At 69.9% G+C, this 11,814-nt stretch carries 11 protein-coding genes; all 11 read left to right on the forward strand.

From position 1 onward, the window contains the following. Positions 1-87: 87 nt before the first annotated feature. Positions 88-1,002, forward strand: coding sequence for a pyridoxal 5'-phosphate synthase lyase subunit PdxS (gene pdxS, locus FNH08_RS31375; protein ID WP_322725822.1), 915 nt, complete (start codon positions 88-90; stop codon positions 1,000-1,002). 82 nt (positions 1,003-1,084) lie between these two features. Beyond that, positions 1,085-1,693 carry a pyridoxal 5'-phosphate synthase glutaminase subunit PdxT gene (gene pdxT / locus FNH08_RS31380; RefSeq protein ID WP_152774909.1) on the forward strand — a complete coding sequence of 203 codons (609 nt, stop codon included), beginning with the start codon at positions 1,085-1,087 and terminating at the stop codon, positions 1,691-1,693. A 48-nt stretch (positions 1,694-1,741) separates the two neighbouring features. Beyond that, on the forward strand, positions 1,742-2,494 hold the full coding sequence (locus tag FNH08_RS31385) for a YebC/PmpR family DNA-binding transcriptional regulator (RefSeq protein ID WP_152774910.1): 753 nt from the start codon (positions 1,742-1,744) through the stop codon (positions 2,492-2,494). 114 nt (positions 2,495-2,608) lie between these two features. After that, positions 2,609-3,148, forward strand: coding sequence for a crossover junction endodeoxyribonuclease RuvC (ruvC, locus tag FNH08_RS31390; protein ID WP_322725823.1), 540 nt, complete (start codon positions 2,609-2,611; stop codon positions 3,146-3,148). Continuing rightward, the gene (gene ruvA / locus FNH08_RS31395) at positions 3,145-3,750 is read left to right on the forward strand and encodes a Holliday junction branch migration protein RuvA (RefSeq protein ID WP_152774912.1); all 606 of its coding nucleotides are present in this window, start codon (positions 3,145-3,147) and stop codon (positions 3,748-3,750) included. The genes ruvC and ruvA overlap by 4 nt, the downstream gene beginning before the upstream one ends. Before the next feature lie 25 nt (positions 3,751-3,775). After that, positions 3,776-4,846 (forward strand): Holliday junction branch migration DNA helicase RuvB, encoded by a 1,071-nt coding sequence (ruvB, locus tag FNH08_RS31400; RefSeq protein WP_152774913.1) that lies wholly within the window; start codon positions 3,776-3,778, stop codon positions 4,844-4,846. 164 nt (positions 4,847-5,010) lie between these two features. Further along, positions 5,011-5,505, forward strand: coding sequence for a preprotein translocase subunit YajC (yajC, locus tag FNH08_RS31405; protein ID WP_322725824.1), 495 nt, complete (start codon positions 5,011-5,013; stop codon positions 5,503-5,505). A 142-nt stretch (positions 5,506-5,647) separates the two neighbouring features. Beyond that, complete coding sequence (gene secD, locus FNH08_RS31410) at positions 5,648-7,426, forward strand: protein translocase subunit SecD (protein WP_322725825.1); 1,779 nt, start codon at positions 5,648-5,650, stop codon at positions 7,424-7,426. A gap of 1 nt (position 7,427) precedes the next feature. Further along, positions 7,428-8,540, forward strand: coding sequence for a protein translocase subunit SecF (gene secF / locus FNH08_RS31415; protein WP_152774915.1), 1,113 nt, complete (start codon positions 7,428-7,430; stop codon positions 8,538-8,540). Beyond that, on the forward strand, positions 8,537-9,076 hold the full coding sequence (locus FNH08_RS31420; RefSeq protein WP_152774916.1) for an adenine phosphoribosyltransferase: 540 nt from the start codon (positions 8,537-8,539) through the stop codon (positions 9,074-9,076). The genes secF and FNH08_RS31420 overlap by 4 nt, the downstream gene beginning before the upstream one ends. A 204-nt stretch (positions 9,077-9,280) precedes the next feature. Beyond that, positions 9,281-11,791, forward strand: coding sequence for a RelA/SpoT family protein (locus FNH08_RS31425; RefSeq protein ID WP_152774917.1), 2,511 nt, complete (start codon positions 9,281-9,283; stop codon positions 11,789-11,791). Positions 11,792-11,814 lie beyond the last annotated feature (23 nt).

The raw sequence follows: 11,814 nt of genomic DNA on the forward strand, positions 1-11,814 counted from the left end.
CCATTGGCCCTTGCCGCGGCCCACCCCCCTCACGTTTCCTCGGTGCTGCAGAAAACCCCCTCTTTCTCCCCGAGCGAGGTCGAACCCGTGTCCAGCACGCTCTCCAACACCACCCAGACCCCCGAGACCGGCACCGCCCGCGTGAAGCGCGGCATGGCCGAGCAGCTCAAGGGCGGTGTGATCATGGACGTCGTCACCCCGGAGCAGGCGAAGATCGCCGAGGACGCCGGCGCCGTCGCGGTCATGGCCCTGGAACGGGTCCCCGCGGACATCCGCAAGGACGGCGGCGTGGCCCGCATGTCCGACCCGGACATGATCGAGGGCATCATCAACGCGGTCTCCATCCCCGTGATGGCCAAGTCGCGGATCGGCCACTTCGTCGAGGCCCAGGTGCTCCAGTCCCTCGGCGTCGACTACATCGACGAGTCCGAGGTCCTCACCCCGGCCGACGAGGTCAACCACTCGGACAAGTGGGCGTTCACGACCCCCTTCGTCTGCGGCGCCACCAACCTCGGCGAGGCCCTGCGCCGCATCGCCGAGGGCGCCGCCATGATCCGCTCCAAGGGCGAGGCCGGCACCGGCAACGTCGTCGAGGCCGTCCGCCACCTGCGCCAGATCAAGAACGAGATCGCCCGCCTCAGGGGCTTCGACAACCACGAGCTGTTCGCCGCCGCCAAGGAGCTGCGCGCCCCGTACGAGCTGGTCAAGGAGGTCGCCGAGCTGGGCAAGCTCCCGGTCGTGCTGTTCTCCGCCGGTGGCGTGGCCACCCCGGCCGACGCCGCGCTCATGCGCCAGCTCGGCGCCGAGGGCGTCTTCGTCGGCTCCGGCATCTTCAAGTCCGGCGACCCGGCCAAGCGCGCCGCCGCCATCGTGAAGGCCACCACCTTCTACGACGACCCGAAGATCATCGCCGAAGCATCCCGCAACCTGGGCGAGGCCATGGTCGGCATCAACTGCGACACCCTCCCCGAGGCCGAGCGCTACGCCAACCGCGGCTGGTAGGCGAGCCCGAAAGCCCCGGCCCCGGCACCAGCCCCGGCAGGCCGGCCCAGCCCAGCAGCAACCCGCATAGGACATCACGCACATGACCGACGCACCCGTCACCGGCGTCCTGGCCCTCCAGGGCGACGTACGGGAGCACCTCATCGCCCTGGCCGCGGCCGACGCCGTGGCCAGGCCGGTGCGGCGCCCCGAAGAGCTCGCCGAGGTGGACGGCCTCGTCATCCCCGGCGGCGAGTCCACCACGATCTCCAAACTGGCCGTCCTCTTCGGAGTGATGGAGCCCCTCCGCGCCCGCGTACGCGCCGGCATGCCGGTCTACGGCACCTGCGCCGGCATGATCATGCTCGCCGACAAGATCCTCGACCCGCGCTCGGGCCAGGAGACGATCGGCGGCATCGACATGATCGTGCGCCGCAACGCCTTCGGACGGCAGAACGAGTCCTTCGAGGCGGCGGTCGACGTACGGGGCGTCGAGGGCGATCCTGTAGAGGGCGTCTTCATCCGGGCCCCCTGGGTCGAGTCCGTCGGCGCCGAGACCGAGGTGCTCGCCGAGCACGACGGCCACATCGTCGCCGTACGACAGGGCAACGCGCTCGCCACGTCGTTCCACCCGGAGCTGACCGGCGACCACCGTCTGCACGCGCTGTTCGTCGAGATGGTGCGCGGGAACCGGACACCGGCCGCCTTGTAGGATCTCCGGAGTTCGTTCGGAGATGGGTTACGCGAAGGAGACAGGCAGATGTCCGGCCACTCTAAATGGGCCACGACGAAGCACAAGAAGGCCGTGATCGACGCCAAGCGCGGCAAGCTCTTCGCGAAGCTGATCAAGAACATCGAGGTCGCGGCGCGCATGGGCGGCGTGGACCTGGAGGGCAACCCGACGCTGTACGACGCCGTGCAGAAGGCGAAGAAGCAGTCGGTTCCCAACAAGAACATCGACTCGGCGATCAAGCGCGGTGGCGGTCTCGAGGCCGGTGGCGCCGACTACGAGACGATCATGTACGAGGGCTACGGCCCGAACGGTGTCGCGGTGCTCATCGAGTGCCTCACCGACAACCGCAACCGCGCCGCCTCAGACGTGCGCGTGGCCATGACCCGCAACGGCGGCTCGATGGCCGACCCGGGCTCCGTCTCGTACCTCTTCAACCGCAAGGGCGTCGTCATCGTCCCCAAGGGCGAGCTGACCGAGGACGACGTCCTGGGCGCGGTCCTCGACGCGGGTGCCGAGGAGGTCAACGACCTCGGTGAGTCCTTCGAGGTGCTCAGCGAGGCCACCGACCTGGTCGCGGTCCGCACCGCCCTCCAGGACGCCGGGGTCGACTACGACTCCGCCGAGGCCAACTTCGTCCCGACCATGCAGGTCGAGCTGGACGAGGAGGGCGCCAAGAAGATCTTCAAGCTCATCGACGCCCTGGAGGACAGCGACGACGTGCAGAACGTCTTCGCCAACTTCGACGTGAGCGACGACGTCATGGCGAAGGTCGACGCGTAACGCTGCCGCGAGCTCAGCGGGCCGACGGAACACCCTCCGTCGGCCCGTCGCTTTGCTCTCGTTGTCGGTGGCACCCGATAGCCTGCACAAACAGGCGTTTGATGGGAGGGCTTGGTGCGCGTTTTGGGGGTGGACCCGGGACTGACCCGGTGCGGTGTCGGTGTCGTGGAAGGCGTCGCGGGGCGCCCGTTGACGATGCTCGGCGTCGGTGTCGTACGGACGCCCGCGGACGCCGAGTTGGGGCACCGTCTCGTCGCCGTCGAGCAGGGCATCGAGCAGTGGCTGGACGAGCACAAGCCCGAATGCGTCGCCGTGGAGCGGGTGTTCAGCCAGCACAACGTACGGACCGTCATGGGCACCGCCCAGGCCAGCGCCATCGCCACACTCTGCGCCGCCCGCCGCGGCATCCCCGTCGCCCTGCACACCCCCAGTGAGGTCAAGGCCGCCGTCACCGGCAGCGGCCGCGCCGACAAGGCCCAGGTGGGCGCCATGGTCACCCGGCTGCTGCGGCTCGACGCGCCCCCCAAGCCCGCCGACGCCGCCGACGCCCTCGCGCTCGCCATCTGCCACATCTGGCGCGCCCCCGCCCAGAACCGACTCCAGCAGGCCGTCGCCCAGCACGCAGCCAACGCAACGAAAGGCCGTACGGCATGATCGCCTTCGTCAGCGGCACAGTCGCCGCACTCGCTCCCGACGCCGCGGTGGTCGAGGTCGGCGGGGTCGGTATGGCGGTGCAGTGCACCCCGAACACGCTGTCCACGCTCAGGGTCGGCCAGCCGGCCAAGCTCGCCACCTCCCTCGTCGTCCGCGAGGACTCGCTGACCCTGTACGGCTTCGCCGACGACGACGAGCGCCAGGTCTTCGAACTGCTGCAGACCGCGAGCGGAGTCGGCCCCCGGCTGGCTCAGGCGATGCTCGCCGTGCACAGCCCCGACGCCCTGCGCCGAGCCGTCTCCACCGGTGACGAGAAGGCGCTCACCGCCGTCCCCGGCATCGGCAAGAAGGGCGCCCAGAAGCTGCTCCTGGAGCTCAAGGACCGCCTGGGCGGGCCGATCGGAGCCCCCTCGATCGGTGCTCCGGTCACCCAGGGCTGGCGCGACCAGCTGCACGCCGCCCTGATCGGCCTGGGGTACGCGACCCGTGAGGCCGACGAGGCGGTGTCCGCCGTGGCACCCCAGGCGGAAGCCGCGGGCGGCACGCCCCAGGTCGGCCAGTTGCTGAAGGCGGCCCTCCAGACCCTGAACCGAGCCCGCTGACCCACCACACCCCGAGGCACGACACATGAACTGGGACGACACGACCGACACCTCCGCCTCCGAGCGGCTGGTGGACTCTGTCGCCGACCGTGAGGACCAGGCCGTCGAGGCCGCCCTGCGCCCCAAGGACCTGGACGAGTTCATCGGCCAGGAGAAGGTGCGCGAGCAGCTCGACCTCGTGCTGCGGGCGGCACGCGCGCGGGGGGCGACCGCCGATCACGTCCTCCTCTCCGGTGCCCCGGGCCTCGGCAAGACCACCCTCTCGATGATCATCGCGGCCGAGATGGGCGCCCCCATCCGCATCACCAGCGGCCCCGCCATCCAGCACGCAGGCGACCTGGCCGCGATCCTGTCCTCGCTCCAGGAGGGCGAGGTCCTGTTCCTCGACGAGATCCACCGCATGTCCCGGCCCGCCGAGGAGATGCTCTACATGGCGATGGAGGACTTCCGCGTCGACGTGATCGTCGGCAAGGGCCCCGGCGCCACCGCCATCCCCCTCGAACTGCCCCCGTTCACGCTGGTCGGCGCCACCACGCGCGCGGGCCTGCTGCCGCCTCCGCTGCGCGACCGCTTCGGCTTCACCGCGCACATGGAGTTCTACGAGCCCGCCGAGCTGGAGCGCGTCATCCACCGCTCCGCGCAGCTGCTGGACGTCGAGATCGGAGCCGAGGGCGCCGCCGAGATCGCGGGCCGCTCCCGGGGCACACCCCGTATCGCCAACCGCCTGCTGCGCCGAGTGCGGGACTACGCGCAGGTCAAGGCCGACGGAGTCATCACCAGGGACATCGCCAAAGCCGCCCTCGCCGTCTACGAGGTCGACGCACGCGGTCTCGACCGCCTCGACCGGGCCGTCCTGGGGGCCCTGCTGAAGCTGTTCGGCGGCGGCCCCGTCGGCCTGTCCACACTCGCCGTCGCGGTGGGGGAGGAGCGCGAGACGGTCGAGGAGGTCGCCGAGCCCTTCCTCGTCCGTGAGGGCCTGCTCGCCCGCACCCCGCGCGGACGGGTCGCGACCCCCGCGGCATGGGCGCACCTCGGCCTCACCCCGCCCCGCGGGACGGGCGGGGGAAACGGACAACAGGACCTGTTCGGCGCGTGACAGCGGGGGCATTGGCCGGGTCAGGAACCCAGGTGCGATGCTGAGCGTTGTTCCTTGCGCGCGGACTCGCTTAGACTCCGCCGATGCCGCCTTTGTCGGCGGCGCACATACCCCCATCCATCAGGCCGCTCACCATCGCGGTCGTGTGAAGGAAGTTCCGACCCGTGAGTCTCGTGACCCTCCTCCCGTTCATCGTGCTCATCGGGGCCATGTTCCTGATGACCCGCTCGGCCAAGAAGAAGCAGCAGCAGGCCGCGCAGATGCGGAACGAAATGCAGCCCGGCAGTGGCGTCCGCACCATCGGGGGCATGTACGCGACGGTGAAGGAGGTCAACGAGGACACGGTCCTCCTTGACGCCGGTCCGGGCGTGGACCTGCTCTTCGCGAAGAACGCGATCGGTGCCGTCCTCACCGACGACGAGTACAACCGCATCGTCCATGGCATCGAGCACGATCTGAAGTCCGACATCATTCCGGACGACGCCTCCTCCCTCACCGAGACCGACGGGTCCGACGCCGACGCTTCCGCCGCCTCCGACGACAAGCCCATCGACCTTGGTAAGAAGGACGCGGACGACGACGCGGCCGACGAGCCTGCCGAGGCGAAGGCCGACGACGCGGAGCCGAAGAAGACCGACGGCGAGTCCGACGCGAAGTAGCCACGCTCCCGGGGGCGCGGCGCGACCAGTTCGTGCCGCGCCACCCGGGTCGTGTCGTTCTCGCACGGAGTCCCGACACCATGTCATGGCCGCCCGCACGCTCGACCGGCGTTGAGGCGGCCCGAGAGGGAGTTACGAGAAGGTGGCAGCACCGAAGAAGGGCCGGAGCGCGAGCGCCCAGAGCAAACCAGGCCGCGCACTGGCCCTCATCCTGATCGCCATCGCGGCGCTCACCGGGGGAATGTTTGCCTCCGGACACACCACTCCGCGTCTCGGTATCGACCTGGCCGGCGGCACCAGCATCACGCTGGAAGCGGAGAACGAGCCCGGCCAGCCGAACGCGATCAACAAGACCAACATGGACACCGCGGTCGACATCATGAACCGCCGTGTCAACGGTCTGGGCGTCACCGAGGCCGAGGTCCAGACCCAGGGCAATCGCAACATCATCGTCAACATCCCCAAGGGCACCAACTCCAAGCAGGCCCGGGAACAGGTCGGCACCACCGCCAAGCTCTACTTCCGTCCGGTCCTGACCACCGAGGTGTCCGGCGCCGACGCGTCGGCCAGCCCGAGCGCCAGCCCCAGCGGCTCCCCGAGCGCGTCGCCCTCCGGCAAGAACAGCGACAAGGACAGCGGCGAGGAGAAGGCGACCTCGTCCTCCTCCGCCAGCCCGTCCTCCTCCGCCACCTCGCAGGGCCGCGCGGTCACCGACGCGCTGAAGGCCGACCCCACGCCGAGCGACTCCGCCTCCGCGAAGGCCGGCGGCACGCCGTCCGCGAGCGCCAGCGGTGGCGCGAGCGACGACGCCACGGCCAAGCTCCAGGCCGCGTACACCAAGCTCGACTGCACCAAGCCGGCGCAGCGCGCCGCGGCCGGTGACGGCTCCAAGCCCAGCGACTCCATCGTCGCGTGCGGTCAGAACTCGCAGAAGCAGTGGCAGAAGTACATCCTCGGCCCGGCCGCGGTCGCCGGCACGGACGTCGACAAGGCCGAGGCGGTCTTCGACACCCAGAGCGCCGCGGGCTGGAAAGTCACCATGAAGTTCACGTCCGGTGGCGCCAAGAAGTTCGCCGACATCACCGGCCAGCTCTCGAAGAACCAGCAGCCGCAGAACCAGTTCGCGATCGTCCTCGACGGTGACGTCGTCTCCGACCCGTCCGTCAACCAGTCGATCACCGGTGGCAACGCCGAGATCTCCGGCAGCTTCACCCAGGAGGAGGCCCAGGGCCTCTCCAACATGCTGTCGTACGGCGCGCTCCCGCTCACCTTCAAGGAGGCGAGCGTCACCACCGTCACCGCCGCGCTCGGCGGCGAGCAGCTGCACGCCGGTCTGATCGCCGGCGCGATCGGTCTCGGACTGGTCGTGCTCTACCTGGTCGTCTACTACCGCGGCCTGTCGCTCATCGCCATCGCCTCGCTGTTGGTCTCCGCGGCCCTGACCTACGTGATCATGTCGCTGCTCGGCCCGACCATCGGCTTCGCGCTGAACCTGCCGGCCGTCTGCGGCGCCATCGTCGCGATCGGTATCACGGCGGACTCGTTCATCGTGTACTTCGAACGCGTCCGTGACGAGATCCGCGAGGGCCGCTCGCTGCGCCCCGCGGTCGAGCGAGCCTGGCCGCGCGCCCGGCGCACCATCCTGGTCTCCGACTTCGTGTCGTTCCTCGCCGCCGCGGTGCTGTTCGTCGTCACCGTCGGCAAGGTCCAGGGCTTCGCGTTCACGCTCGGTCTGACCACCCTGCTCGACGTGGTCGTGGTGTTCCTCTTCACCAAGCCGCTGCTGACGCTCCTCGCCCGCAGGAAGTTCTTCGCCAACGGCCACAGCTGGTCCGGCCTCGACCCGAAGCGACTGGGTGCCCGGCCGCCGCTGCGCCGTACCCGCCGTCCCGCCGCCCCCGCCGACCCGAAGGAGGCCTGAGATGTCGAAACTCGGCGACCTCGGCGCCCGACTCCACCGCGGCGAGGTCGGTTACGACTTCGTCGGTAACCGCAAGATCTGGTACGGCGTCTCCATCCTGATCACCATCGTGGCCATCGTCGGCCTCGGGGTGCGCGGCATGAACATGGGCATCGAGTTCCAGGGCGGCGCCGTCTTCACCACCCCGAAGACGAGCGTCTCGGTCGCCCAGGCCGAGACGTACGCCGAGGACGCCGCCGGCCACGACGCGGTCGTGCAGGAGCTCGGCACGGGCGGTCTGCGCATCCAGATCTCCGGCGTCGACACGGACAAGTCCGACCAGGTCAAGGAGGAGCTGGCCAAGGACCTCAAGGTCGACTCCGAGAAGATCAACGCCGACCTGGTCGGCCCCAGCTGGGGTGACCAGATCGCCAGCAAGGCCTGGCAGGGCCTCGGGATCTTCCTGGTCCTCGTGGTGATCTACCTGGCGATCGCGTTCGAGTGGCGCATGGCCATCGCCGCGTTCGTCGCCCTGATCCACGACATCACGATCACCGTCGGCATCTACGCCCTCGTCGGCTTCGAGGTGACACCGGGCACGGTGATCGGTCTGCTGACGATCCTCGGTTATTCGCTCTACGACACGGTCGTCGTCTTCGACAGCCTCAAGGAACAGACGAAGGACATCACCCGGCAGAGCCGCTGGACCTACAGCGACATCGCCAACCGCTCGATCAACAGCACCCTGGTGCGTTCGATCAACACCACGGTGGTCGCGCTGCTCCCGGTCGCCGGCCTGCTGTTCATCGGTGGCGGTGTCCTCGGTGCGGGCATGCTCAACGACATCTCCCTGTCGCTGTTCGTCGGTCTCGCCGCCGGTGCGTACTCCTCGATCTTCATCGCCACGCCCCTCGTCGCCGACCTCAAGGAGCGCGAGCCGCAGATGAAGGCCCTGAAGAAGCGCGTCCTGGCCAAGCGAGCGCAGGCCGCGCAGGGCGAGCCCGCCGAGGCACAGGGCGACGACGAGGCGTACGGCGACGAGCCGGAGGATGCGACCCCCGCGGTCGTCGGCCCGCGCCACCAGCCCGCGTCCCGCAACCGGGGCCGCGGCCGTCCCTCGGGGAAGCGCCGATGACCGGCGTCAGGGAGCTGTTGCTCAGCCGTATCCGCGACGTTCCCGACTACCCGGAGCCGGGCGTGATGTTCAAAGACATCACCCCGCTGCTGGCCGACCCGGCGGCGTTCACCGCGCTCACCGACGCGCTCGCGGAGCTCGTCGTCCGGCACGGCGCCACGAAGATCGTCGGCCTGGAGGCCCGCGGGTTCATACTCGGCGCACCCGTCGCGGTCCGTTCCGGGGTCGGCTTCATCCCCGTACGCAAGGCCGGCAAGCTCCCCGGAGCGACCCTCGGTCAGGCCTACGACCTGGAGTACGGCTCCGCGGAGATCGAGGTGCACGCCGAGGACCTGTCGGGAAGCGACCGCGTCATGGTCATCGACGACGTCCTCGCCACCGGCGGCACCGCCGAGGCATCCGTCCAGCTCATCCGCCGGGCGGGAGCCGAGGTCGCGGGCGTCTCCGTACTGATGGAGCTCGGATTCCTGGGCGGTCGCGCCCGCCTGGAACCGACCCTGGAAGGCGCTCCGCTGGAGGCCCTGCTCCAGGTCTGAGCACCGTCACGACAGGTGCGGGCAAGGCCCGCGCCACCCGTACGACACCGCGGAGGCGGGCACCGGAGGAATCCGGCGCCCGCCTCCTGCGTTACGCGGGTAGCGGACCGTCTCACCAGCCGAAGGCGAGTCCGGAGCCGAGGATCGCTACCATGGGTCCTCCGGAGCCTGCCGGGGGACCCGGATCGCGCACGAGGAGTCCTCTTGCCAGACGAGGCCCAGCCACTGACCGCCGCCAAGCCCGAGTCGACCTCGGGAGCCGCGGCCACGCCCGCGCCGAGCGCGAAGAACACAGCGCAGGGCTCGGTCGAGCACGCCCAGTCCGCGCCCGGCGACAAGGCCGCCGAGCAGGCGCGCCCCAAGCCCGCGCCTCCCACGCCCCCGGCCCGTACCGCCGCGGGCCAGCCCCCGCGCTCCGGCTCCTCCAACCGCGTTCGCGCCCGTCTGGCCCGCCTCGGCGTCCAGCGGTCCAACCCGTACAACCCGGTCCTGGAGCCGCTGCTGCGGATAGTGCGCAGCAACGACCCGAAGATCGAGACGGCGACCCTCCGCCAGATCGAGCGCGCCTACCAGGTCGCCGAGCGCTGGCACCGCGGCCAGAAGCGCAAGAGCGGCGACCCGTACATCACGCACCCCCTCGCGGTGACCACGATCCTCGCCGAACTCGGCATGGACCCGGCCACGCTCATGGCCGGCCTCCTGCACGACACCGTCGAGGACACCGAGTACGGCCTCGACCAGCTCCGCCGCGACTTCGGCGACCAGGTGGCGCTGCTCGTCGACGGCGTCACCAAGCTGGACAAGGTCAAGTTCGGCGAGGCCGCGCAGGCCGAGACCGTGCGCAAGATGGTCGTCGCCATGGCCAAGGACCCCCGCGTCCTGGTCATCAAGCTCGCCGACCGCCTGCACAACATGCGCACCATGCGCTACCTCAAGCGCGAGAAGCAGGAGAAGAAGGCGCGCGAGACCCTGGAGATCTACGCGCCGCTCGCCCACCGCCTGGGCATGAACACCATCAAGTGGGAGCTGGAGGACCTCGCCTTCGCGATCCTCTACCCCAAGATGTACGACGAGATCGTCCGCCTCGTCGCCGAGCGCGCCCCCAAGCGCGACGAGTACCTCGCCATAGTGACCGACGAGGTCCAGTCCGACCTGCGAGCGGCCCGCATCAAGGCGACCGTCACCGGCCGCCCGAAGCACTACTACAGCGTCTACCAGAAGATGATCGTCCGCGGCCGCGACTTCGCGGAGATCTACGACCTGGTGGGCATCCGCGTCCTCGTGGACACCGTCCGCGACTGCTACGCGGCCCTGGGCACCGTCCACGCCCGCTGGAACCCGGTTCCGGGGCGGTTCAAGGACTACATCGCGATGCCCAAGTTCAACATGTACCAGTCGCTCCACACGACGGTCATCGGGCCCAACGGCAAGCCGGTCGAACTCCAGATCCGTACGTTCGACATGCACCGCCGCGCCGAGTACGGCATCGCGGCGCACTGGAAGTACAAGCAGGAGGCCGTCGCCGGCGCCTCCAAGGTCCGCACCGACGTGCCCAAGGCGGGCAAGGGCAAGGACGACCACCTCAACGACATGGCGTGGCTGCGCCAACTGCTCGACTGGCAGAAGGAGACCGAGGACCCCGGCGAGTTCCTGGAGTCCCTGCGCTTCGACCTGTCCCGCAACGAGGTCTTCGTCTTCACGCCCAAGGGCGACGTCATAGCGCTCCCGGCCGGCGCGACCCCCGTCGACTTCGCCTACGCGGTCCACACCGAGGTCGGCCACCGCACCATAGGCGCCCGCGTCAACGGACGCCTGGTCCCGCTCGAATCCACCCTGGACAACGGCGACCTGGTGGAGGTCTTCACCTCCAAGGCGACCGGCGCGGGCCCGTCCCGCGACTGGCTCGGCTTCGTGAAGTCCCCGCGCGCCCGCAACAAGATCCGCGCCTGGTTCTCCAAGGAGCGCCGCGACGAGGCCATCGAGCAGGGCAAGGACGCCATCGCCCGCGCGATGCGCAAGCAGAACCTGCCCATCCAGCGCATCCTGACCGGCGACTCCCTCGTCACCCTCGCCCACGAGATGCGCTACCCGGACATCTCGTCCCTGTACGCGGCGATCGGCGAGGGCCACGTGGCCGCGCAGAACGTCGTGCAGAAGCTGGTCCAGGCGCTCGGCGGCGAGGAGGCGGCCACCGAGGAGATCGACGAGGCGGTACCGTCGACGCGCGGCCGGGGCCGCAAGCGCCGCAGCAGCAACGACCCCGGTGTCGTCGTCAAGGGCGTCGACGACGTGTGGGTGAAGCTCGCCCGTTGTTGTACGCCCGTCCCCGGCGACCCGATCATCGGCTTCGTGACGCGCGGCAGTGGCGTATCCGTTCACCGCAGCGACTGCGTCAACGTCGAGTCCCTGTCCCGCGAGCCCGAGCGCATCCTCGACGTCGAGTGGGCCCCCACCCAGTCCTCGGTCTTCCTGGTCGCCATCCAGGTCGAGGCCCTGGACCGCTCCCGCCTGCTCTCCGACGTCACGCGCGTGCTCTCCGACCAGCACGTCAACATCCTCTCGGCCGCGGTCCAGACGTCCCGCGACCGCGTGGCCACGTCCCGCTTCACCTTCGAGATGGGCGACCCGAAGCACCTGGGCCACGTCCTGAAGGCCGTACGGGGCGTCGAGGGCGTGTACGACGTGTACCGGGTGACATCGGCGCGCAGGCCGTAACCGTGACGCGCAAGGCCGAGGGC

The organism is Streptomyces spongiae (assembly GCF_009377185.1).
Taxonomy (GTDB): Bacteria; Actinomycetota; Actinomycetes; order Streptomycetales; family Streptomycetaceae; genus Streptomyces; species Streptomyces spongiae.